25 protein-coding genes are annotated in these 22,245 nt (G+C 47.0%); 4 read left to right on the plus strand and 21 right to left on the minus strand.

Features of this window, described 5'->3' with window-relative positions:
- Positions 1–2: 2 nt before the first annotated feature.
- The 7 genes from rsbS to acpS all read right to left on the minus strand — a co-directional run bounded on the left by rsbS (position 3) and on the right by acpS (position 4,892).
- Positions 3–368: an RsbT antagonist protein RsbS gene (rsbS, locus tag SB24_RS07270; RefSeq protein ID WP_003156180.1), complete on the minus strand. Its 366-nt coding sequence runs from the start codon at positions 366–368 to the stop codon at positions 3–5.
- A 4-nt stretch (positions 369–372) separates the two neighbouring features.
- Positions 373–1,194: an STAS domain-containing protein gene (locus SB24_RS07275; protein WP_003156182.1), complete on the minus strand. Its 822-nt coding sequence runs from the start codon at positions 1,192–1,194 to the stop codon at positions 373–375.
- A gap of 117 nt (positions 1,195–1,311) precedes the next feature.
- Complete coding sequence (gene ndoA, locus SB24_RS07280; RefSeq protein ID WP_003156187.1) at positions 1,312–1,662, minus strand: type II toxin-antitoxin system endoribonuclease NdoA; 351 nt, start codon at positions 1,660–1,662, stop codon at positions 1,312–1,314.
- A gap of 5 nt (positions 1,663–1,667) precedes the next feature.
- Entirely contained in the window at positions 1,668–1,949 is a 282-nt protein-coding gene (gene endB, locus SB24_RS07285; RefSeq protein WP_003156188.1) for a type II toxin-antitoxin system antitoxin EndoAI, read from the minus strand.
- Positions 1,950–2,068: 119 nt separating this feature from the next.
- Positions 2,069–3,238, minus strand: a complete 1,170-nt coding sequence (gene alr, locus SB24_RS07290) for an alanine racemase (protein WP_039252648.1) — start codon at positions 3,236–3,238, stop codon at positions 2,069–2,071.
- A gap of 116 nt (positions 3,239–3,354) precedes the next feature.
- Positions 3,355–4,362 carry a LolA family protein gene (locus SB24_RS07295; protein ID WP_007410230.1) on the minus strand — a complete coding sequence of 336 codons (1,008 nt, stop codon included), beginning with the start codon at positions 4,360–4,362 and terminating at the stop codon, positions 3,355–3,357.
- Positions 4,363–4,526: 164 nt separating this feature from the next.
- Positions 4,527–4,892, minus strand: a complete 366-nt coding sequence (gene acpS / locus SB24_RS07300; protein ID WP_007410229.1) for a holo-ACP synthase — start codon at positions 4,890–4,892, stop codon at positions 4,527–4,529.
- Between the two features lie 92 nt (positions 4,893–4,984).
- On the opposite strand from acpS, the gene SB24_RS07305 reads away from it, so the two are divergent.
- A complete protein-coding gene (locus SB24_RS07305) occupies positions 4,985–5,584 on the plus strand; it encodes a rhomboid family intramembrane serine protease (RefSeq protein ID WP_003156193.1) in 600 nt (199 codons plus the stop codon).
- Here the strand turns inward: SB24_RS07305 and SB24_RS07310 are convergent.
- From SB24_RS07310 to SB24_RS07330, 5 genes are all read right to left on the minus strand, one after another.
- Positions 5,581–7,047 carry a PH domain-containing protein gene (locus tag SB24_RS07310; protein WP_031378638.1) on the minus strand — a complete coding sequence of 489 codons (1,467 nt, stop codon included), beginning with the start codon at positions 7,045–7,047 and terminating at the stop codon, positions 5,581–5,583. The genes SB24_RS07305 and SB24_RS07310 overlap by 4 nt on opposite strands.
- On the minus strand, positions 7,037–7,516 hold the full coding sequence (locus SB24_RS07315; RefSeq protein WP_007410226.1) for a PH domain-containing protein: 480 nt from the start codon (positions 7,514–7,516) through the stop codon (positions 7,037–7,039). Before SB24_RS07315 ends, SB24_RS07310 begins: the two co-directional genes overlap by 11 nt.
- A 116-nt stretch (positions 7,517–7,632) precedes the next feature.
- Positions 7,633–9,117, minus strand: coding sequence for a degradosome RNA helicase CshA (cshA, locus tag SB24_RS07320; protein ID WP_014416963.1), 1,485 nt, complete (start codon positions 9,115–9,117; stop codon positions 7,633–7,635).
- A gap of 331 nt (positions 9,118–9,448) precedes the next feature.
- Positions 9,449–10,819, minus strand: coding sequence for a UDP-N-acetylmuramoyl-tripeptide--D-alanyl-D-alanine ligase (locus SB24_RS07325; protein WP_039252652.1), 1,371 nt, complete (start codon positions 10,817–10,819; stop codon positions 9,449–9,451).
- A 76-nt stretch (positions 10,820–10,895) separates the two neighbouring features.
- Positions 10,896–11,981 carry a D-alanine--D-alanine ligase gene (locus SB24_RS07330; protein ID WP_003156199.1) on the minus strand — a complete coding sequence of 362 codons (1,086 nt, stop codon included), beginning with the start codon at positions 11,979–11,981 and terminating at the stop codon, positions 10,896–10,898.
- A 153-nt stretch (positions 11,982–12,134) separates the two neighbouring features.
- Here SB24_RS07330 and SB24_RS07335 point away from each other — a divergent pair, with 153 nt between their 5' ends.
- Positions 12,135–12,452, plus strand: a complete 318-nt coding sequence (locus SB24_RS07335) for a thioredoxin family protein (RefSeq protein ID WP_003156200.1) — start codon at positions 12,135–12,137, stop codon at positions 12,450–12,452.
- On the opposite strand, the gene SB24_RS07340 is transcribed toward SB24_RS07335, so the two are convergent.
- Positions 12,449–13,342: a cation diffusion facilitator family transporter gene (locus SB24_RS07340; RefSeq protein WP_015416868.1), complete on the minus strand. Its 894-nt coding sequence runs from the start codon at positions 13,340–13,342 to the stop codon at positions 12,449–12,451. The two genes, SB24_RS07335 and SB24_RS07340, sit on opposite strands and share 4 nt — an antisense overlap.
- A gap of 213 nt (positions 13,343–13,555) precedes the next feature.
- Here SB24_RS07340 and SB24_RS07345 point away from each other — a divergent pair, with 213 nt between their 5' ends.
- Together SB24_RS07345 and fbpB are read left to right on the plus strand one after the other, a co-directional pair.
- The gene (locus SB24_RS07345) at positions 13,556–13,735 is read left to right on the plus strand and encodes a Fur-regulated basic protein FbpA (protein WP_031378642.1); all 180 of its coding nucleotides are present in this window, start codon (positions 13,556–13,558) and stop codon (positions 13,733–13,735) included.
- Positions 13,722–13,868, plus strand: a complete 147-nt coding sequence (gene fbpB / locus SB24_RS19505; protein WP_003156206.1) for a Fur-regulated basic protein FbpB — start codon at positions 13,722–13,724, stop codon at positions 13,866–13,868. Before SB24_RS07345 ends, fbpB begins: the two co-directional genes overlap by 14 nt.
- A 26-nt stretch (positions 13,869–13,894) precedes the next feature.
- On the opposite strand, the gene SB24_RS07350 is transcribed toward fbpB, so the two are convergent.
- From SB24_RS07350 to SB24_RS07385, 8 genes are all read right to left on the minus strand, one after another.
- Complete coding sequence (locus SB24_RS07350; protein WP_039252656.1) at positions 13,895–15,040, minus strand: acyl-CoA dehydrogenase family protein; 1,146 nt, start codon at positions 15,038–15,040, stop codon at positions 13,895–13,897.
- Between the two features lie 114 nt (positions 15,041–15,154).
- A complete protein-coding gene (locus tag SB24_RS07355; RefSeq protein ID WP_007410218.1) occupies positions 15,155–15,490 on the minus strand; it encodes a hypothetical protein in 336 nt (111 codons plus the stop codon).
- Between the two features lie 94 nt (positions 15,491–15,584).
- A complete protein-coding gene (locus SB24_RS07360) occupies positions 15,585–16,352 on the minus strand; it encodes an ABC transporter permease (RefSeq protein WP_007410217.1) in 768 nt (255 codons plus the stop codon).
- Complete coding sequence (locus SB24_RS07365; protein WP_012116860.1) at positions 16,345–17,271, minus strand: ABC transporter ATP-binding protein; 927 nt, start codon at positions 17,269–17,271, stop codon at positions 16,345–16,347. Before SB24_RS07365 ends, SB24_RS07360 begins: the two co-directional genes overlap by 8 nt.
- 101 nt (positions 17,272–17,372) lie before the next feature.
- Positions 17,373–18,422: an AI-2E family transporter gene (locus SB24_RS07370; RefSeq protein ID WP_007410215.1), complete on the minus strand. Its 1,050-nt coding sequence runs from the start codon at positions 18,420–18,422 to the stop codon at positions 17,373–17,375.
- Between the two features lie 185 nt (positions 18,423–18,607).
- Entirely contained in the window at positions 18,608–19,864 is a 1,257-nt protein-coding gene (gene dctP / locus SB24_RS07375) for a C4-dicarboxylate transporter DctP (protein WP_012116859.1), read from the minus strand.
- A gap of 109 nt (positions 19,865–19,973) precedes the next feature.
- Positions 19,974–20,645 (minus strand): two-component system response regulator DctR, encoded by a 672-nt coding sequence (locus tag SB24_RS07380; RefSeq protein ID WP_003156219.1) that lies wholly within the window; start codon positions 20,643–20,645, stop codon positions 19,974–19,976.
- Positions 20,620–22,242: a two-component system sensor histidine kinase DctS gene (locus tag SB24_RS07385; RefSeq protein WP_039252661.1), complete on the minus strand. Its 1,623-nt coding sequence runs from the start codon at positions 22,240–22,242 to the stop codon at positions 20,620–20,622. Before SB24_RS07385 ends, SB24_RS07380 begins: the two co-directional genes overlap by 26 nt.
- Positions 22,243–22,245 lie beyond the last annotated feature (3 nt).

Consider the following 22,245-nt stretch of genomic DNA (forward strand, 5'->3'; position numbering starts at 1 on the left):
CGCTATTCCCCCAATTCCCGCTTCAATGTCTCAAGCCCTTGCTCTAAATCGAGCGCCGTTTCAATTTCCTCAAGTGAGATTCCGAGTTCAATCAATGTGACCGCCACAGCCGGCTGAATTCCCGTCAATACGACCTTTGCGCCCATCAATTTAGACATGGTGATGACATCGCCGAGCACTTTCGCGATAAATGAATCGATCATGTCAACGGATGTCAGGTCAATGACGACCCCGTTTGCGCCGGTTTCATAGATTTTGTTCAGCAGATCTTCTTGAAAATGCAAAGCTGTCTGGTCGTCAAGTTCCCATTGGATGGATACCAATAAGCAGTTATACAGTTTCAGGATCGGGATTTTTGGATGTCTCACAATGTTATTCCCCCAATGAAACGATTTTTCGATTTGTCATTTCAAGCGCTGTTTGAATTCCTTTTTGAAGGGTATTCTTCGTAATAACCTGCGACAAATCAATTCCCAGATTAACGATCGTCTGCGCAATCTCCGGACGGATTCCGACGAGCAGGCATTTCGCGCCGACAAGCCGCACCGCTTCTGAAGCCTGAATAATATGGTGCGCCACCATCGTATCAACGACCGGCACGCCCGTGATATCAATTAATACAACCTGTGAACGGTGCTTTACGACGCCGTTTAACAGATTTTCCATAATATGCTTTGCACGCTCCGTATCAATCGTCCCGACAAGCGGCATGACCGTTACATGCTCAAATACCGGGATCAGCGGAGCCGACAATTCCTGAAGCGCGATTTTTTGCAAAGTAACCGTTTTTTCCCAGGAGATAGAATACTGATTTAAGATTTCCGTGTTGATCGGATTGAAAAAGCTGTCTATTTCCAAAATCAAATCTGCTCTGTCCTGATCGGCCATATTAAGGTCGACCATCGTTTCGTAAAGCAGTTTCCAAAACTCTGACAGGGTGGCTGAAAGAAGTTTCAGTGACAGGCCGAGCTGAACGGCACGCAGTGCGAGTTCACTGATCTGCTCTTCCGTAGCCTCGTCATTTTTAGTCGATAATAAAAGAATGTCTATATAGTCTTTACAAATATTTTCACATATGTGATTCGTAAGCTGATAGTCTTCCTGATTGCCTACTTCTTTTAGTTTGGCTGTCCAAGTATCAAGCAGTTCATCATGCTGATCAATGATGAACTGATACACTTTCTGATTCGACATGGGTTTCACTGACCTCCCGACACAAAACAACAAATTTTGTTTGATTATCTCTTTATTATAGCGCTTATGTTTTTCGAAAACAAAAAAAGTTGCTCTATATGAGCAACCAAAATATGACTAAAAATCAATGAGTGCCAAACTGATTTGCAGGGCTTCATCAACCTTATCCATCATTTCATCATCCAGATGAGTTATTTTATCCGTTAATCTTTGCTTGTCAATCGTCCGAATTTGCTCCAGCAAAATAACGGAATCTCTTTCAAAACCGTAGCGTTTTGCATCAATTTCGACGTGGGTTGGTAATTTCGCTTTCTGTATTTGGGCTGTTATGGCTGCAACAATAGCAGTCGGGCTAAAGCGATTTCCGATATCATTCTGGATCACTAAAACCGGGCGTACGCCGCCTTGCTCTGAGCCAACAACAGGAGATAAATCAGCAAAATAAACATCGCCGCGCTTTACAATCAAAATGATTATCCTCCGCTGACTAAGCGCTCAACGGTCGTTTCTGCTTCGCACTCAGCATAGTGAGCCTCAGAAGAGATATTCAAGTTGATTTTCGCCATTTCCATATACCCGCGTCTCATCAAATCACGGTTATGGCGAGTTGTCCGTTCGCTGACATACGCTCTCACTGCTTGTGATATCAGTTCGTTTCTGCTTCGTTTCTCCCGCATCGCTACACCATCCAATTCAGCTACTAAGTTTTCGGGCAAGCTGATTTTCATTTCGGTTCTTGCGCTGGATTCAGACAAAAAACATACACCTCCACCAAACTTACGGATACGACCAATTCATCCATCCAGACATAATGATACCATTATTCAAACGTCAAGCAAAGCTGTTTTATAAATTCTCTTTTTCCGGATGACGGCTACTTGCTTGTATTATCTTGCAGTAAAGGATTTCTTACTTCCATTATACTCTCATTTTCCAAAAACATACGGGGAACGCGGGAACTAATGGTACAAGGGACCTCGTAATTAATCGTCCCAAGCCGCCCGGCGATTTCATCCATCGTGATCGTTTCTTCCTTCTGGCTGCCGATCAGGGTGACTTTGGTGCCCGGCGGATAAGATTGATCTAATTCGACCATCAATTGATCCATGCAGATTCTTCCCGCGATATTCATCCGTTTGCCGCCGATCAGCACAGACGTGCCGCTCAGCTTGCGGAGCCACCCGTCTGCATAGCCGATGGGAACCGTTCCGATCCATTGATCCTTCTCTGCCGTATATGTTGCGCCGTAGCTGACGCTTTCCCCTTTGCGGATCTTTTTCACATGGGATAAAACAGAGTGCAGCGCAAAAGCCGGCTTTAATTGAAACGGAATTTCGCTTTGGATGTCAGCAGAAGGACGAAGCCCGTACATACTGATGCCGAAACGAACCGCGTTAAAGAAGCCCTTTTTAAGACGAAGTCCGGCAGCGCTGTTCGCGCAGTGCACCATCAATTCTTTTAAAGGAAGCGGAGCGATCAATGTTTTAAAGCGGTCAAACTGGCAGAGGAAATAATCTCTGTTTTTCTCATCCGCGGTAGCAAAGTGGGTGAATACGCCTTTACAGACTAAACCGGGATTTTGGCTGAGGATTTTTAACACGCTTTGGATTTCTTCCTCCGTTTTGACTCCGAGTCTGTTCATGCCGGTGTCGACTTTCAGATGAAACGGCACTGTCGCACTCCCGAGGTGGCGCGCAGCTTCCTGAAGCCATTCAACAGAATACCCCGTGAGTGTTACGTCATACTCGGCAGCTGCTTGTACATATTCGGGCGGCACGGCGCCAAGCACGAGAATCGGCGCTGTAATGCCCCGCTTTCTCAATGAAATCGCTTCATCCAGTATGGCTACGGCAAGACAAGAGGCACCCGCTTCAAGCGCGGCTTTACCGGCTTCCAAATCTCCGTGTCCGTAAGCGTTCGCCTTTACAACCGCCATGAGATGGACGTTTTGCCCGATGTGTTTTTTCATATGCGTGACATTTTCTTTAATCGCGGACAGATTGATTTCCGCCCACGTTTCTCTGTAAAAGGATGCTGTGGTCATTCGATACACTTCCTAGCATTATTTTCAATTCATATTGTTATTATCATACTAAAATTATTCTGCAAAGTGAAATGGAATCAAAAAAGAGACCGACAGCGGCGGCCTCTTTTTTGACGTTATTTTGACGACTGTCCCTGCATGCTTTTGGCGGCGGCCACCATTTCATCTTTTGTCAGATCCTGTGATGACAGAAGATAATCCACTCCGTCATATGTCCACGTTAAAGACGTATCAGATAATGCCGCAACCGTGAAGCCGAGATTAACCGGTTCGCCTTTCAGCGTGACGGCAGAGGCGGCTTTTGCGATATGAGCTTTTTCTTGAATAAGGGTGAATGATTTTTCTCCGCCGTAAGTCATGACGATCCGTTTGCCGTCCGCCGTTGAAATATCTTTCTCTTCAAGCTTTTTGACGCCGGCCGGCACTTGAAGCGGTGTTTTGACCGCAAATGAATCAGACGGCTTGGCGCTTGTGGCGACGTCCATCTGGGAAAGCGTCATATTTTTCTTCTCGTCAAAAGAGTCTTTATCAAACGGCTTGTTGAATTCAAAGCTTTTGAATTCGACTTTTACCATCACTTTCCGGTCTGTATCCATGACTTTGACGAGCGACGGGCTCATGTCCTTTTTGTTGAAAGTGATTTCCTGAGTCGGCAGCATTTTGTTGTGCTGATAGTTTGTTTTTGTTTCAAACGTGTACTTTTTATCTTTGGCGGAATAGACGGCGTCTTTGTCATGCTGCACGTCCTTTACAAGTGACTCAAACAAATATACTTGGCTGCTGTTATTCGGCCAGTCGCTTTGGAATCTGAAGCTCTTATTTAGAGACGGCGTGAGGACAAAGACTCCGTTGGCGTTCCGTAAAATGACTTGGTTTTGGTCTTTTTTCGGATTTTCCAGATAGACCCGGTACAGGGAAGGTTTTTTATGCCAGATTTCCACATTGTATACTTGCGGATCACTCCCCGTTTCGATGGTCATTTTGGCTTTCGCTTTGTACGAGGTGTATTCCTTCGCCTTCTTATCTAAACCGTTCACGATATCTTCCTGTGATTTTTGGCCGCAGGCCGAAAGAATAAGGACGGCAAGCAGTCCCGTTAAAAGCAAAACAAAGCTTTTTCTCACCTTTTTTCAACCCCTTCTTCTCAATTGATGTAAAGGGAAGAAATCGCTTGTTTGACTTTAACGGTACGCCCTGAACGGACGGACGCGTACCATAAAAGCCTCAAACAACTTGTCTCCCTTAATGCACTATCAAATATATGAAGGGGTTCCGGCTAATATGCAGACTAGCGTGACAACCTTTCAATCACGACCTGTGCCGCGGCGTATTCTTTTGTATGGGTAATGGAGACGTGAACCGCCGCGCCGTCAAGCTTGGCGCAGGCCAGCACAGGCTTTCCCGCTTTGTCGTTTCCAGTTTCAATATCCTGAAAGCTGAGCTCTTTGCCGATACCTGTGCCGTATGCTTTCGAAAAGGCTTCTTTTGCCGCAAATCTTCCCGCGAGAAATTCAATTTTCCTTTTGTCCGACAGCAATGTAAAACGGGCGTATTCAGCCTCCGTCAATATTCTTTGCGGAAATCTCGCCTGCCGGCTGAGCATGTTTTCAATTCTGTGCAGTTCAACGATGTCGATTCCGATTCCGAAAATCATGTGAATTCCTCCTAAAAGTCCGTACTAAAAAACGGTTTATGTCATAAACGTGTTACTATATATGTAACAAATCAGATGCAAAGGGGCTTGCGATGTTTATACGAACGGAAAATTTCCAGACTTTTATCAGACGTTATCCGGCCGTCAGCTGTATCTTGGCGCTGCAGGCGTTCTTGTGGCTGTTTTTCAGTATGCCGCTTCATTCCGTCATGATGTGGTCAGATGCTGTGACCGGCTATAATTACGGCGTTTCCTCGGGAGAATGGTGGCGGCTGGTGACACCGATGTTTTTACACGCGAATTTCACTCACCTTTTGTTTAACTCCATGTCTCTCTTTTTATTCGCGCCCCCGCTTGAGCAGATGCTCGGAAAAGTCCGTTTTCTGATTGTGTACATCGCATCGGGCATCATCGGCAATATCGGCACGTATCTTGCCGAACCGCTTGATTATGTGCATGTCGGCGCATCCGGCGCGATCTTCGGACTTTTCGGCGTGTATGTGTTTCTGACTGTTTTCCGCAAGGAGCTGATCGGCCGGGATCAGTCGAAAATGATTATGACCCTGCTTATCATCGCGGTGCTGTCGACGTTTATCAACTCTAATATTAACATTATGGCGCATTTGTTCGGACTGGCAGGCGGATTTTTGCTTTCCTTTTTATGCGTGCAGCAAAAAAAGCGGCGGTATTAACCGTCCGCTTTTTCATATGAATACCAGCGCCCGATGCGTTCGGCATCTTCCTCGCTGACATCCTTCAGCATGACATGCTCCATGTGGTGAGCTGATTTCACTGCGGTAGCCACAGATGCGAGCCGCCTTCTTTTTTGCAGAAAGGAGCGGCTGACTTCAAACATCTGCATTCTTCTTCTCAGCATAATCGTGGTCGTCTTCCCGACCAGCCTCGTGGTGATCTGAAGCCTGCCGCCGTTTATGCACCATGACGCTGTCCTAAACGAGGCATATCCAAGCACCAGTTCGACGGGAAGCACAAGGAGCGATGCATATCCCCACGGTTTAAACAGAATACAAAGCGGGATGATCACGAAAACCGAGAAGATTATGGATCGGAATAAATACCGGCGCAGCGCCCTTTTCGGCAAATGATTTCGGTTTTCTTCCAGCACGTAATCCGGTGTGAAACCGTTCAGCATCACTCCGAGCTTTGATTTGCGGATGATCGGAAACAGAATCGTCTGAGCTCCTTCTTTCTCATTCCCCGCACTGCCTGCGCTGACAATCGCCACCGTCGCGTATCCGAATAATTGCCTGATCACATTTTCTTTCATTTTAATGGCTTGGATTTTACGGAGCGGGATTGTCACTTGATGTTTTTCAATAATTCCTCTGGTAATGACCAATTCGTGTTCCTTTTTTTCTATCTTAAAGTTGGCATGCTTGATCATCATACCGGCGATGCTTAACAGCCAGGCGATGAACAATCCTATGAAAATGATCACGGCGTATATACCGATGCTCGCATGCTTGAGAAAAGAAAACCTGTCATAGAGCCAGTCCATCGGAAGTACTTCATCAATCTGAGAAAAGAGGGCGAATACCGCTGAGATGATGACACCGATTCCCCCGGATGTTGAGGCGGCCATAAGCAGCTCACCTACAGACAATCGGTAAACGGATTGCACATCTTCCCCGCGCATCGGCTCCTGCTCCGCTGCGGTCTCCCCTCGTTCTTCTTGTTCCGCTTTTTGCTGAAAAACAGCCGCTCTGATCCGTTCCGCCTCTTCCACAGTAATGGCGGATAAGACGGCCTCGGCGTTTTTCCCGTCGCCAGCCGTTTCGATTTGAAGCTTAACAAGCTTAAAAAGCTGCTGAATGATGCCGGCACTCGTATTCATTGATTGAATCCGGTCAATGGAGATGTATCTCTTTTTCGTAAAAAACAAGCCTTCTTCAATTCTGAATTCTCCGTCCTCAATCCGGTATGTGAATTTTCTCCACTCGATCACACTAGCCGTAATTAGCCAGATAAGCAGGACGGCGAGCGCAATGCCTCCGTAAAAGCGGATGAAGTGGTTGGAGTTTACAATATAGACGAGAAAAAATGGCAGAATAATGTTTTTAATGGTTTCGATAATAATATGGAATAAGTTCAAAATCACGGCCGCCGGGTGCAGACGTTTCGGCTCAGACATCATCTTCCGTCACCCTTGCCAGACGGGAAATGGAATCCCTCAGCCGGTCAGCTTCCTCCATATCAAGCGCCGGAATGGAATGAACGGTTGCCGCCGTGGAAATTTTGACTGAGGCCAGACGGTACCTTCTGAGGAGCGGGCCTTGTGAAGTATCTACGTGCTGCACCCTCACCATCGGCACAATGACCCGTTTGACAATAAAAATGCCGGATTGAATATCAATTTCATTTTCATGGACTTCATAGCGCCAGATCCTGTGCCTGATTTTCGGTATGGCATAGACGGATATCACTGAACCGAATATCCAAATGATGCCGAGGACTCCGGTGATCCAATACGGCCAATGGAAGAAATGGCTTAAAACAGCTGCTGCTATAACGGCCAGAAGACAGAAGGCGGACAGGATGATTTCCTGAAGACGCCAGACTTTTAAGCCGCTTGGACTGATTCGATTTTTTGGCTGTGCTCTCAACATACCTACCTCCCATTTTTTATCATACATACAAATACGGCTGATTTGCAAAAAAGATTCACTTTCCGGCATATCAAAAAAAAGCGGACCCCGTAAAAGGGTCCGCTTCCTGTGTTTTAGTATGATTTTTTCTGGCGTCTGTCACCTGAAGAACGGCGGTCGCTTGAGCGTTTTTTATCGTAGGAAGAACGGTTGTTGTTTTTCCCTTTGCCGCCGCGGTAGCCGCCGCCTTGACCGTCTCTGCGCTTAGAAGTACGCTGGTTTTTATAGCGTTTGCTGACCATCGGCGCTTCATCAGTGAGGCGTACAGGCGTGCTGTCCGGCTCTTTTGTCGCCATTTTAATGGCTGCAGCCACAACTGTCACTGCATCATGATCTTCTAACAATTCCGCAGCTGCCGTCATGTAGAAGTTCAGGTTGTTTTCGCTGATCGCCGTGCGCAGACGGTCAACCGTCACCTGCTGCTGTCCTTCTAATGCTTCGTCAAGCGTCGGCTCTTTCATGCGGTCCATTTTGCGTTTTGTCGTTTGTTCAATCGCGCGAAGCATGCTTTTCTCACGCGGTGTGATAAACGTCATCGCCATACCCGTTTTTCCTGCACGGCCCGTTCTTCCGATACGGTGAACGTAGCTTTCAGGATCTTGAGGCACGTCAAAGTTGTAAACGTGGGTAACGCCTGAGATATCAAGTCCGCGGGCGGCAACGTCAGTCGCTACAAGCACTTCGATCGCACCTTCTTTAAATTTACGAAGCGCAACCATACGTTTCGCCTGCGTTAAGTCGCCGTGAATTCCTTCAGCTGCATATCCGCGAAGGTTCAGGGCTTCAGCAAGCTCATCGACACGGCGTTTCGTACGTCCGAATACGATCGCAAGTTCCGGAGACTGAATGTCAAGAAGACGAGTCAGCGTATCGAATTTTTTGCGCTCCTGCACTTCCAAGTAGAACTGCTGAATGTTGGACACAGTCATTTCTTTCGCTTTTACTTTTACGTGTTCCGGCTCAGTCATGAAACGCTCTGCGATCCGTTTGATCGGCGCAGGCATTGTTGCTGAGAATAAGAGCGTTTGGTGGTCGCTCGGCACGTTTGAGAGAATGGATTCAATGTCATCAATGAATCCCATGTTCAGCATTTCATCAGCCTCATCCATGACAACCGTATTCACGTTGTTTAAACGGATCGTGCGGCGGTTGATATGGTCAAGAAGACGCCCCGGCGTACCTACGATGATATGCGGGTTTTTCTTCAATGCGCGGATCTGACGTCCGATATCCTGGCCGCCGTAAATAGGCAGTACTTTCGCACGCTTATCTTGTCCGATTTTATATAACTCTTCAGATACTTGAATGGCTAATTCACGGGTTGGCGCGATTACGATTGCTTGAATATTAGGAGACTCGGGGTTCATTTTTTCAACAAGGGGTATACCGAACGCAGCTGTTTTACCTGTACCTGTTTGCGCTTGTCCGATGACATCTTTATTTAAAAGTCCGAGCGGAATCGTTTGTGCCTGGATCGGTGTTGCTTCTTCAAATCCCATACGATTGATTGATTTCATGAGATCAGAACTTAATTGGAAATCTTGAAACGTTATAGTCAAATTATTCAAACTCCTTCTGATTGCTGTTTCAGTAATGTCGTGATTTACCACTAAAAACCGCCCTTTCATCCAAAGGACAGGATCATACGTATACAAAGCCCGAATTACTTTACGTTTAATCTTACCATTACACTATGTGTTTTTCAATAAGGCGAGATGGTCAGGCGGCCGGAAGCGGCCTGACCGGATTCTTCCCGCGAACGAGGCCGGACCCCGCGCCGGACGGGATTTCCCAGCCGGCGGCCTTTCTTTTTCAATACGGACAGAATTATTTCACCCTGAATTAGTTTCTTCATTTTTGTATATTTTTATAATGCTGATCAGTATTTTTTCAGTTCTTCTCTAATAAATCTTTAACGATTTCTTCGAGCTTCATACCTCTCGATGCTTTAAACAGAAGGAGATCGCCGGAAGCGGCCATTTCCTGTATGGCGTGAAGCAGTTCTTTTTTGTCAAGATAATGGCTGACGCGCCCTTCTTCAAAATGCCGGCGCGCTCCGTCAGCGATGAATGCGCCGAGTGTGCCGTAAGTAAATACATGGTCGATTTCCGCCGGATTGACCGCAGCTCCGCATTCTTCGTGGAATGCTTTTTCTTCATCACCTAGTTCAAGCATATCACCGAGCACGAGCATTTTCTTCCGATAGCCTTTCATCGTTTCGATTAATTCGACCGCCGCTTTCATTGACGTCGGGCTCGCATTATACGCGTCGTTTACGATCGAGATGCCGTTGTCCGTTTTGACCAGTTCCAATCTCATCCCCGTCACCTTCAGGCGGCTCAGTCCCAGAGCGGCATTTTCCCGCGTAATGCCGAAATAGATGCCGGCGGCGTATGCGGCCATGGCATTCATCACATTATGTCTGCCGAGAACCGGAATAAAGAAAGAACGGTCGATTCCGTCGATATTGAAGTACGTGCCTTCTTCCGCCTGTTTTATTTCTTTCAGGCGGAGATCATTGTCCGCGCCTGCGCCGTATGTCGTTGTCCGGCAAGTGTACGTCTTTTCGCGAAGCAGCGGCTCATCCCCGAAATAAAACAGAACGCCGTCTTCCCGAAGTCCGTTTATAATTTCAAGTTTCGCCTCCGCAATTCCTTCTCTTGAGCCTAAATCCTGCATGTGGGATTCGCCGATATTGGTAATGACGGCCGCTTCCGGTTCAGCAAGACGGCTCAGAAAATCAATTTCGCCTCTCGCGCTCATTCCCATTTCTAAAACGGCGATTTCTGTATCTTCAGGCATGGCAAGCACGGTCAGCGGCAGGCCGATATGATTGTTGAAATTGCCGGCGGTTTTGTGAACGCGGTACTGCGTGCCGAGAACGGCGTGAAGCATGTCTTTCGTTGTCGTTTTTCCGTTGCTCCCGGTCACCCCGATGACCCGTGTGCCGAGCTCTTTCAAATAAGCTTTTGCCAATGTTTGCAGCGCCTCCAGCGTGTCATCGACCAGGATGACAGCACGCCCTTCCGGCGGATTCGGTTCAGAGCGGTCCCACAACACCGCGGAAACGCCTTTTTCGAATGCTTGCGGCACAAAGGTATGGCCGTTAAAATGCTCGCCTTTTAAAGGAATGAACAGCTGATTTTTTTCCAAAGTCCGCGTATCGGTTGCGGCGCCCTCAATCATTGTTTGTTCAAATTCGGGATTTGTCAGTGTGCCTTTGACCATGTCTGCGATTCGTTTTACAGTTCGCTTTATCAAAGGTGGCACCTCGCTTTCTGAAAATGTTGTCTGTTACGGGAAAAGACACTGCCCCTTCAGGCAGTGTCCGTCTTCATTAAAATGTATGTTTAATCAGCTGTTTTTCGGCATGGCGTTCTTTTGCCAGCTCAACCAGCTGTTCGATCAGATCACTGTAATCTACGCCTGCTTCTTTCCAAAGCAGCGGGAACATGCTGAATGGCGTAAAGCCCGGCATTGTGTTCACTTCGTTAATGAGCACTTGACCGTCATTGGTCAGGAAGAAATCGGCGCGGACAAGGCCTGATCCGTCAATCGCTTTGAAGGCTTTAATCGCCATCTCGCTGATTTCCGCATATTGTTCATCCGTCACTTGCGCGGGAATCATTAAATCCGTGTCGCCGTCTTCATATTTCGCTTTGTAATCGTAAAAGTCGGTTTTCGGCGCGATTTCACCGACGGCGGAGCATTTCGGTTCGTCATTTCCGAGTACGCCGATTTCGATTTCTCTTCCGGCGATTCCTTCTTCCACCACAATTTTCCGGTCATATTCAAAAGCCAGTTCGAAGGCTTTTTCAAGCTCTTCACGGTTTCGGCATTTGCTGATTCCGACGCTTGATCCGAGGTTCGCCGGTTTGACGAAGCACGGATATCCCAGCTCCTCTTCAACCTGCTGTAAGCAGCTGTCCGGCGTCTGTTTCCAGTCCTTTTTTAAGAAAGCGGCGTACTTCGCCTGCGGAAGCCCCGCTTGAGCGAACAAATGCTTCATGATGACTTTATCCATGCCGGCTGATGATGCAAGCACCCCGTTGCCGACATAAGGAACGTTCAGCAATTCCAGCAGACCCTGAATGGTGCCGTCTTCACCGTTCGGTCCGTGGAGAAGCGGAAATACGACATCGATCGGCGCCTTTTCGTCAGGCGACGCTTCAGGAAACATTTCCCGGTTCAATGCTGATAGAGCGAAACTTTCACCGTTTTGTTCCAGCTGAAGCATTTTCACGTTGGAAACCGGCTCAGTCAGCAGCGGGCCTCTTTGCCATTCTCCTTTTTCAGTGATGTAAATCGGATGTATATCAAACTTCTCAGTATTAAGCGCTTTTGTTACAGCTAATGCTGTCTGCAGCGATACATTGTGTTCGGCTGACTTTCCGCCGTACACCAATCCTAGACTTGTTTTCAATGGATATTCCCCCCACAACAATTCATCTTTACTATCTTATCACTTTCCTCAGAAAATGATCTAATTATTTTTGGGCATTCTGAATATGAAAGCATTTGTATGTAATTCCTTTTTATTTTATATTAAAATGGCATGGAAAAGGAGATGTGTCATATGAAAAAAATCAGTACAACAGAACAATTTAATGAACTTATTCAATCCGACAAGGAAATCATCGTGAAATTTTTCGCTGACTGGTGCCCTGACTGCACGCGCATGAATATGTTCATCGGCGATATTTTGGAAGAATATAATCAAAATGATTGGTATGAACTGAACAGAGACGAGCTCCCTGAGCTTGCCGACAAATATCAGGTAATGGGCATACCGAGCCTTCTGATCTTTAAAAACGGCGAAAAGAAAGCGCATCTTCACAGCGCAAACGCGAAAACGCCCGAAGAAGTCACAGAGTTTTTATCACAGCATATTTAATTCGTTTCACGATCTTTGTTTATGACTTCAGGCTCTACATGAACATGGACATGAGTCACATCATGTTCATGTTTTATTGCATATTCGACCTCATCGGCTACTGCATGGCCTTCTTTCACAGACAGTCCCGGATCTACCGTAATGACCATTTCCACATGAACCGTGCTCCCTAAATACCTTGCTTTCACATCCTTCAGCCTGCTGACCTCTTTTATTTCTTTCACCGTGTGTTTATACGGCTCCAAATCTTTCAGATCAAACCCGTCCGTCAATGAGTGGGAAGCATCTTTGAAGATGTCCCATGCCGTCTTACAGATGATGATTCCGATCAGAAAAGCAATGACCGGATCAATCCACGGCAGATGAAGCCGGGCGGTTAAGACGCCTATAAACGCCCCAATACTGACATAGGCGTCAGAACGGCTGTCTTTCGCCGCCGCATGAAGCGCAGAACTTTTAACCCGATCCGCAAGTCGGCTGTTATATACATACATGCCGTACATGACAATCGCGCTTCCGAGCGCCGTCCATGCCGCAATGAAGCTCGGCTCTGCCTCCGTTCCGCTGACAATCGCCTTTGCTCCTCCGATCAGCACTTCAATACCGACCGCCATCATAATAAAAGACGCAATTAATGAAGAAATTGTTTCAGCCCGATAATGTCCGTAGGCATGATCACTGTCCGCGGGGCGCTGGGAAATCCGGAGCCCGATCAGCACAGCCAGTGATGCGACAATATCCGTGGCATTATTTAACCCGTCCGCTCTGAGCGCTTCGGAATGATAAATAAGACCGATTACCAGTTTGACGGCGGCAAGGATGAGGTACGCGGCGATATTAAGAATCGCGCCTTTTTCGCCCCGTTTTAAGTTTGCCGTTTGATCATTCATGTAAGGACTCCTCCATTCTCATTCATAGTATGGATGGAAAAGCGGAAAAATAGCAGCTTTGATCTGACCAAATGCAATATTCGACAGCATTATTCCCCGGGAAACTTTTTGTCGAAAAATTGGCGGTATTTTTCCTTTACATATGAATATGCCCATTGTATACTTTCATTAACTGATAATGATTCTCAATATCATTTGATTAGGAGGGTAATCATGAGGTCTTCTCCTCAGCTCAGATCATCAGTTGAAGGACGAAAAAAACATCTGATCCATTTGCTGATCAATAACGGAATATACAAAAAGTCGGAACGGCATTTATATGAATTATCGCTCGGAGAATTAGAAAGCGAATACAAATATGTTAGGGAGGTGCAGGCTCATGGCGAAACGTAAAATAAAAACATACGAACAGCTGATAAAAGAAAACAAGGCGGCCATTATGAATAATCAAAAGCTGATGAATGTGATCTATGACAGAATTGACCGCAAGCATCAAAAACTGCTCCGGCACAACAGCCATACATAAAAAGAGCCTTTTTCAGGCTCTTTTTTTTATTGCTCAAAGGCTTCCGCCGCTAATTTGCCGATGACCGCATCGTCCATCGGCGGATTGTGAAGGCCGGCCCGGGCATCCCGATAATACCGCTGAAGCGGATTATTTCGCTCCAGGCTTTTCGCGCCGGTGATTCTCATTGCTTTATCAACAACAGAAAGGACGGCATTTGTCACAATATGTTTTGCGGCGCCGAGCTCGCTTTTGATGAAAGGGCGGCGTTTCGGGTCATCATACATTTGCGCCGCCGTGAAGAGAAACTGTCTCGCTTTTAACAATTCAAGCTCCATCTCCCCGACACGCTGCCCAACGGCCGGCACGTCTTTAATCGGTCCGTTCAGGCTGTTCGGCGAATATTCGGATGCAAACCGGACGGCATAGTCCCTTGCCGCTTGAGCGATACCCAGATAAGCAGCCGGAATGTGAAGCAGCCAGCCATTCACTTTCGCCGCTCTCGGCCCGCTGATAAGCTCCACAAGCCGCTCGTTACTGACCGTGACATGATCTAAAAGGAGATCATGGCTTCCGGTCGCCTTCATGGCAATCATATCCCATGTTTCTTCGACTGAAACGCCTGACTGATCTTTATGAATGAGAAAAACACCGGTCGTTTGTTTTTCTTCAATCCATGCCGTCACAAGCATATAATCCAAAGTCAGCGAAAGGGTTGTAAAGGTTTTTCGGCCGTTCAGCACCCATTTTCCGTCTTTTTTGACAGCTGAGGTGCCGGGTCTTCCTCCCCTCGTCGGACTGCCGGTCTGCCGTTCCGTCGCTGCCCTGTTCAGGACAGCTCCCTTTTTCACCTCTTCTGTGATAAATGAAAAGACATCTTCATCCCAGCTGTTTCCTTCTCCGAGCTCACCCATGACGGATAAATGCCAGCCGATTCCGAGAGCAACGGCCGCGTCTCCCCGCGCCAGCCGTTCCTGAAACAGCACCATATCATAAACGGAAATGCCTGCACCGCCGAATACCTCAGGTACCGTTAACGCCGTATATCCCGCGTCGCGCAGTCTTTGAATTTTCTCCGCGGGAAAACGGCCCGCCTCATCATCAAGCGCGGCTGTTTTTTGAAATTCGTCTGCAAGCAGGCCGATTTTTTCCATCCATTCCCTCTGCCGTTCATTCTGTATCCATAAAGACACTGGAATCCCCCCATTATAATTCCGATAAAGTTAATAAGTATTATAGAGATTCAAGTCTCGTTTCGCAACTGTGAGGCTGTACAAAAAAACACGCTATTCCATGGAATAGCGCGTTCAGACTGCTTCCGGGCCGCGGTCCTGCTTGAGCCCGAGATAAATCAGCATATATGTGAGATAACCCATCGTCATCACAAGCCCGCCAAAGAAAAAGCTTGAAAAAATCGGCTCTTCAAACGCGGTAACTGCCGCAAGCACGATCCAGCTTGCATACAGGTAGATGATGAAATAACGGAATCCCGACTTCATTTTATATAAGAGAAACAGCCCCACTGTAGAAAACAAACCCAGCGCAAGCCTGAAATAAACAAGATGTTCGAATTGGAACATGAATGACACAAAGGAAAAACCAAGCAATAACACAATCGGTAATGCGGTAATAAAATTTCTCAAGTGAGCACCTCCGTCATTACCTTTATTATAAATCAAAATAGCATAAATTATTGATTTATCGTGATCTTTTTCACAAAAATGTCATTCCTTTACTTTATACCCGAACATCGCGTTTGCAAAAGCTCCACCAAGCGACGGCTAAGAAGAATACGATATGGATAATGATAATGCCTGCGGAAAATAACGGCGTCATTCCCGCAAACAGCGGTTTCGCCCCGCTCATATATTGCGTCAGGTCAGTATTTGCGAACAGCAGAAAACTTCCCCATTTGTTTTGGAAGAGCGACATAATCGTAACGAGTGATTTTGCGCCGTACAGCACGATAAATGACAAAATGACGGCCGTTGCGCTGTTTCGGAATACAGAAGAACACAGCAAGCCAAAGCATGCCATCGCAAACGCCTCGACCCAGTTCGTGCCGATTACTTTCAGGGTGTTCATAAGAAGCGTCCCTGATTCAGATGTCACCGACACGCCGAAGAAAGCCATGCCGAACAGCAGAGACAGAATATAGTACGCCGCATACAGGTACAAGCTGACCAAAAATACGGTAATGAGTTTAGATACAAAAATCCGCTCCCGCTTTACCGGGCGGATTAACAAAAATTTGATCGTTTTCTTATCAAATTCAGCGGAAATGATCGTTGCCGCGATCACGATCGTTAATGCCTCAAGCAGAATATTCAGCCCGGGCGCGTACGCCATATAGCCGATGAAATTCTCATCCGTTCCGGAACTGATGACAAGCCGTTTAATGACAAGCGCCATAATAAATTGGAGAACGGCCATCAGAATCAGCGCCACTAATGAGACTTTTCGGTTAAAGAGTTTCATATGCTCATTCGCTGTCAATTTAAACATTCGTCTCCCCCTCCTCTTGAAGCGCCGTCGTCACTTTCATGAATTCATCCTCCAGCGATTCCGCATACGGCATGATGGAATACACGAGAAAGTCTTGTCCGACGAGCGCACGGTTTAATGCCGGGATGTCTTTCTTCGCTACGGTGACGGTAATGCCCCCGCCGTTTTTCTCCGGAGCAAATTGCTGTTGGGACAGCCATTCGAATGCTTCGTCAGCCGGCTGAATGTCGAGGACGGCTTTTTCTTCTTTTTCCTCAGCGCCGCGCAGAACAACCTCTGTTTTAATCTCACCTTTTTGAATGATGATGACACGGTCGCAAAGGTCCTCCACTTCACGCAATAAATGCGTCGCAAAAAGGATGCTCGTCCCTTCAAGCTCCGCGAGTTCCTTTAAGTGATCGCGGAAATCCTTCATTCCGCCGGGATCAAGCCCGTTTGTCGGTTCATCTAAAATGAGCAGATTCGGACGGTGAAGAATGGCCTGCGCAATTCCGAGACGCTGACGCATGCCAAGGGAATACGTTTTAACTTTGTCATGAACGGCATTGGTGAGCCCGACCCGCTCGATGACTTCCTGAAGCCTGTCCTCTTTGATGTTTTTGTGCATGTTGGCAAAGTGCTTCAGATTCTCCCACCCCGTCAGGTACGGGTAGAATTCAGGATTTTCCACGATCGCTCCGACGGATTCAAGCGCTTTTTCGAAATCAGCATCGTGCTGAAAGCCGTTAATTGTAATCGTGCCGCTGTTTTTCTTTAAAAGACCGACGATGATTCGGATAAGTGTGGTTTTTCCCGACCCGTTCGGACCGAGCAAACCGATGATCTCGCCCTGCCTGACATCCATGCTGATGTTTTTTAAAATGTGCTTTTTGCCTATTGTTTTGTCAAGGCCTTCAATATGTAAAATCGGCTCAGTCATACAGCCTTCCTCCTTTTTCACAAAAAATAAACAGTGCCCGTACATAGGCACTGTCTGCATTATAACATTAGTCATATATTCGTGAAGAGCCGGAGCCGACGTTATGTCTTATCCGGGACCGGTCCGTTTTTTTCCTTCTCTTCATTATTGACGACATCCAGAATATCAAGCAGGAACACAAAAATCGGAATTCCGATAATCAAGCCCCAAATGCCGAAGAAATGTTCCGAGAAAATCAGAACTGTAAAAGTAAAAAAGATCGGCAGTTCCGTTTTCGCTGACATCAGTTTCGGATTAAGGAAGTACGTCTCAATCGCATGGATGACGAAAATGACCAGCACGATGTAGATGACATACGCTGCGCCGCCCGTCGTATATGCGATGATGCTGAGCGGAATGAGCGAAATCACCACACCCGCAACGGGAATGAGCCCGAGGAAAAAGACCATGATTGACAGGCCGAACAGCTGCGGAAAATGCAGAATCGCCAATGCGATCAAGGTGAGGATACAGTTCACCAGCGCGATAATAAATTGGGCTTCAAGCACTTTGCCGAATGTTCTCGCAAACTTGCTGCCGAAATAAGCAAGTTCGTAGTAAAAAACAGACAGCTTGCTGTGCTGAAATTTTTTCATAAACTCCGTGAGCCGCTTTTTCTCGAACAGGAAAAACATGCTGAGAATCAGTGACATCACGACCTGCAAACCGAAAGTGCTGATATCGGCCAAGTATGTATACAGTACATTAAAACCTTCTTTTACATAGGAACCGATATTGATATCGCCGAACACGCTCGATATCTCATCATAAAACGGAATGACATCGGGATGATACGCGATGTGCTTGATCTGCTTAATCAGCTGTTCAATCTGCTTGGCAACAATCGGGTAAAAGACAAAGCCTCCGACAGTCGCCCCGACAGCCAGCGCAATATATAAAACGGTGATGACCACCCTCTGGCTGATCCGGAAAAAATGGTTCAACACGTGCCGGATGACAGTCTCCAGCCGATCCATCAGAAAAGTAAAAATAAACGTAAGCAAAATCAAATTAATCATACTTCGGAATACAACTAACACCCCAGTCAAAACAAGAAAAACGGAAAAACGTCTGACACCCGGATGCTGAAAAAATTTAAAAATAGCCGCCATTTATACACTCCTGCTAGGACAAAAAGCCCTTAGATTTCATCTTTCACTCTCTAATTGTAAATTATATAACAAAATGACGCTAAGGTCTTTGTCCACCTCCTAATAAATTTAAACAAATTTATCTTTTTTACTCATGGCGGCCGAAAAAAAGAACGGCATGCCCGATGCATACCGTTCCTTTCCTTTTATACCGCCGTTTTCATTTCTTTTACGGCCTGTGTGCTTTTCGCTTCGTCAAACTCATTTTCGCTCTTGGCTACGATGATGGTGGCGATTCCGTTTCCGATCAGGTTGACGATCGCCCTTCCTTCACTCATAAAGCGGTCGACGCCGAGGAGCAGCGCCAGCCCCTCCAGCGGAATAACCTGAAGCGCCGATAAAGTGGAGGCGAGCACGATAAATCCGCTTCCGGTTACGCCCGCCGCGCCTTTTGATGTCAGCATCAGCACGAGAATGATCGTAACCTGCTGGCCGATGGTAAGGTCAACGCCGAACACCTGCGCCAGAAAAACCGTCGCCATGGACAGATAAATCGAGGTGCCGTCCAGGTTAAAAGAATATCCCGTCGGAATGACAAGGCCGACAACCGATTTGGAACAGCCGTAGCGCTCCATTTTATCCATCATCCGCGGAAGGACGGACTCAGAAGAGCTTGTGCCGAGAACGATGAGCAGTTCATCTTTAATAAAACGGAGATAGTTCCACAAGCTGAAACCGAATAGTTTGCAAATGATATTCAAAGCGACAAATACAAACAGGAACATCGTAACGTATACAGACAGCATCAGACTCGCCAGCGGCTTGATGGAATCAAGGCCGAAGTGCCCGATCGTATAGGCCATGGCCCCGAATGCGCCGATCGGCGCCGCGCGCATGATGTAGCCGATGATTTTGAAAAAAACGTGCGACAGTTTATCGAAGAAATCAATAATGCTTTTGCCTCTTTCACCGAGCGCCGCCAGGCCGACACCGAATAAAACAGAAAAGAATAAGACCTGAAGAATGTCGCCTTTTGCGAAAGCGTCAACCATATTTGACGGAACGATGTGAGTGATAAATTCAATCCAGTCAATCCCCTGTCCCCCGTTTTGCGTGTACTGAGAGACATCCCCTTTTTCAAGCTTGCTGTAATCAAGCCCCTCACCGGGTTTCATGATATTGACGACCAGAAGTCCGATAATAAGGGCGATGGTGGTCACGACTTCAAAATAAATAAATGCTTTTCCCCCGACTTTGCCGACTTTTTTCATGTCTCCCATCTTGGCGATGCCAAGCACGATCGTCAGGAATATGATCGGTGCGATAATCATTTTTACCGCATTGATAAATGTATCGCCGAGCGGCTTCATCTGCTTCCCGGCCTCAGGCCATACAAGTCCGACAATGACGCCGATGATAACCGCCGTGATGACCTGCACCGTAAGATTTTTGAAAATTTTCATCCCTACTCCCCCCTTGCCTCTCGCTGCGTCTATACAAAAATGATAGCGTTTTCAAACAAAGAGGGGAAGCTTATGATCATAACGGACATTTTGGTCTTTTTGGTCTCGGCTAGCGGACGAATTTGTAGCGGTTAACCGGCCGGCCCACTCCCCCGTATTGAATGTCGAGCTTAATCTGGCCGTCTTTTTCAAGAAAATCAAGATAACGCCGCGCTGTCACCCTGGCGATTCCGAGCGCTTTGGCGGCTTCTTCAGCTGAAAGCGGCTCCGTCTGCTGTTTCATATAGGTCAAAATTTCATTCATCGTAAAATGATTTAACCCCTTCGGCAGATCCCGGGACGGATTTTGCGGAATTTTAAGCAGCATGTCAAGCTGCTCTTGCGACATGGTGTCATGCTCTTCAATTTTCCGTTTATATTGTTTATAGTTTTCGAGCGCCTGTCTCATCCGCTCCAGCTTAAACGGCTTCAAAATATAGTCGGCCGCACCGTTTTGCAGCATAAGCTGGATTGTTTCTTTGTCTTTTGCGGCCGAGACGATGATGACGTCCACTTCGAGCTTTTGTTTTCTGATTTCCTGGAGTGTTTTAATTCCGTCTTTTTTCGGCATGTATACGTCTAATACCACGAGCCCGGGCCTCAGATCTTTTATAAGCCTGATTCCCTCGTCTCCGTCAGCGGCTGTGGCGATGACGCTGAACCCCGAAACACCGGTGATAAATTCTTTATTCACCTCCTGCACCATCGGATCATCTTCAATAAGCAGCACCTTGATGTCCATCGAATGATTCCTCCCCCTTCATCGGAAATAAAATAGAAAATGCCGTTCCCTGTCCCTGCCGTGTGTCGACTTCAATAATGCCCATCCCTTTGTCGACGATTTGTTTGACGAGGTACAAGCCGTATCCCGTTCCTCCCGTTTTATTGACGGTAAACCCTTTGTCATAAAGGTGCGGGATGTGCTGATCGGAAATCCCGCTTCCGTTGTCTTCTATTAATATAGCAAGCACTTCATCATTTTGCTCGATACTGATGTCAATATGTTTGTCCTCCGTATCCGCTGTTTCGAATGCGCCGAACGCATTTTCAATTAAATTGCCGAGCAGGACGACGATGTCATGCTGGTCGACATGCTCCGGAAATGCCGAGAAACTGCTGTTTTCATCAATTTTCACAGAAATGCCAAGCTCTTTTCCTCTTTTGATTTTGCTTAACAGCAGCCCCGCCGCAGCGTCATTCTGAATGGCCTGATGAAGAAAATCGGTGACGCTTTCTTGTTCTGATGATTCCTTAAAAGCAAGCTGGAGCGCTTTTTCTGATTTTCCGAGCTGAATCAGTCCCGCGATGGTGTGAAGCTTGTTCATATGTTCATGATTTTGAACTCTGAGCGCATCGACAAAATTTTTCACACCTGTCAGTTCTTCCGCCATTTTCGCCGCTTCCGTCCTGTCCTGAAAAATGGCGACGGCTCCGATGACCTTCTTTTTCATGACGATCGGAATTCTGCTGCTCATGATCACCTTTCCGCTGACTTGGATTTCTTCATTATATACGGCTCGGTTCCGCTCGACGATCTCAGGGAGGCGGGAATCTTTTAACACGTCCCAGATCAGCCTGCCATCGGTCTCTTGTCTGACATTGAATATCTGCTTCGCTTTTTCATTAAAAATGGTGATGTGATGCTGATTATCAATCGCGATGACGCCCTCATTCATTGAATGAAACGTAGCGGTCCGTTCCTCATACATTCTCACGATCTCATGGGGCTCCAGCCAAAACATTTGTTTTTTGATGTGGCGGGCCAGCAAAAAGGAGCCGGCCAGTCCGAACCCGAGCGCCAGCAGAACGATAAACAGTATTTCATGTTTCAGCTGAAGAAGAATTTCACCGAATCCGGGCAGCGTTTTACCGGCCAGAACGACGCCGATCTGATTCAAACCCCGGTCTTTGATGGGATAAAAAGCGCGGACGGCGGTGCCGATTTCTCCCTTTGCTTCGGAAAAATAAATGTGCTCGGCGAACGCCGCGGCTTCGTCCTCACCCCTTGAACGCTTTCCGACCATTGTGCTGACGGGATGTGAATAGCGGATATGATCCATATCCATGACGACGATGTAGTCCGCTTCATTGATGATCCTTATTTCTTCGACCGCATGGCGCACGTCTTCCCTTTGTTTTTTCTGCTCCAGGGCGCGTTTGACATCGGTCATCTCAGATACCGTCCGCGCGGTATTCATCAGCCGTTTTTTCAGCTCGCGCTCCTCTGTATGCTGAATATTGCCGATCAGCACGATGCCGACGATCAAAAAGGTAAAAAGCACGACGATATACGAAAGTATGGTGATTTTCCAGCGGATGGTGAGCTTTTTTTTCGTCATTGG

Origin of the sequence: Bacillus sp. Pc3, assembly GCF_000815145.1 — a bacterium.
Classification (GTDB): Bacteria; Bacillota; Bacilli; order Bacillales; family Bacillaceae; genus Bacillus; species Bacillus velezensis.

What these genes read in the sequence shown, in the direction of transcription:
- acpS (WP_007410229.1), bottom strand. Translation starts at nt 4,892, where the DNA reads ATGATTTTCGGAATCGGAATCGACATCGTTGAACTGCACAGAATTGAA.
- SB24_RS07305 (WP_003156193.1), top strand. Translation starts at nt 4,985, where the DNA reads ATGTTTATACGAACGGAAAATTTCCAGACTTTTATCAGACGTTATCCG.
- SB24_RS07365 (WP_012116860.1), bottom strand. Translation starts at nt 17,271, where the DNA reads ATGACTGAGCCGATTTTACATATTGAAGGCCTTGACAAAACAATAGGC.
- SB24_RS07335 (WP_003156200.1), top strand. Translation starts at nt 12,135, where the DNA reads ATGAAAAAAATCAGTACAACAGAACAATTTAATGAACTTATTCAATCC.
- SB24_RS07385 (WP_039252661.1), bottom strand. Translation starts at nt 22,242, where the DNA reads ATGACGAAAAAAAAGCTCACCATCCGCTGGAAAATCACCATACTTTCG.
- dctP (WP_012116859.1), bottom strand. Translation starts at nt 19,864, where the DNA reads ATGAAAATTTTCAAAAATCTTACGGTGCAGGTCATCACGGCGGTTATC.
- alr (WP_039252648.1), bottom strand. Translation starts at nt 3,238, where the DNA reads ATGACCACAGCATCCTTTTACAGAGAAACGTGGGCGGAAATCAATCTG.
- SB24_RS07360 (WP_007410217.1), bottom strand. Translation starts at nt 16,352, where the DNA reads ATGTTTAAATTGACAGCGAATGAGCATATGAAACTCTTTAACCGAAAA.
- SB24_RS07345 (WP_031378642.1), top strand. Translation starts at nt 13,556, where the DNA reads ATGAGGTCTTCTCCTCAGCTCAGATCATCAGTTGAAGGACGAAAAAAA.
- SB24_RS07380 (WP_003156219.1), bottom strand. Translation starts at nt 20,645, where the DNA reads ATGGACATCAAGGTGCTGCTTATTGAAGATGATCCGATGGTGCAGGAG.
- SB24_RS07275 (WP_003156182.1), bottom strand. Translation starts at nt 1,194, where the DNA reads ATGTCGAATCAGAAAGTGTATCAGTTCATCATTGATCAGCATGATGAA.
- SB24_RS07370 (WP_007410215.1), bottom strand. Translation starts at nt 18,422, where the DNA reads ATGGCGGCTATTTTTAAATTTTTTCAGCATCCGGGTGTCAGACGTTTT.
- fbpB (WP_003156206.1), top strand. Translation starts at nt 13,722, where the DNA reads ATGGCGAAACGTAAAATAAAAACATACGAACAGCTGATAAAAGAAAAC.
- SB24_RS07310 (WP_031378638.1), bottom strand. Translation starts at nt 7,047, where the DNA reads ATGATGTCTGAGCCGAAACGTCTGCACCCGGCGGCCGTGATTTTGAAC.
- SB24_RS07340 (WP_015416868.1), bottom strand. Translation starts at nt 13,342, where the DNA reads ATGAATGATCAAACGGCAAACTTAAAACGGGGCGAAAAAGGCGCGATT.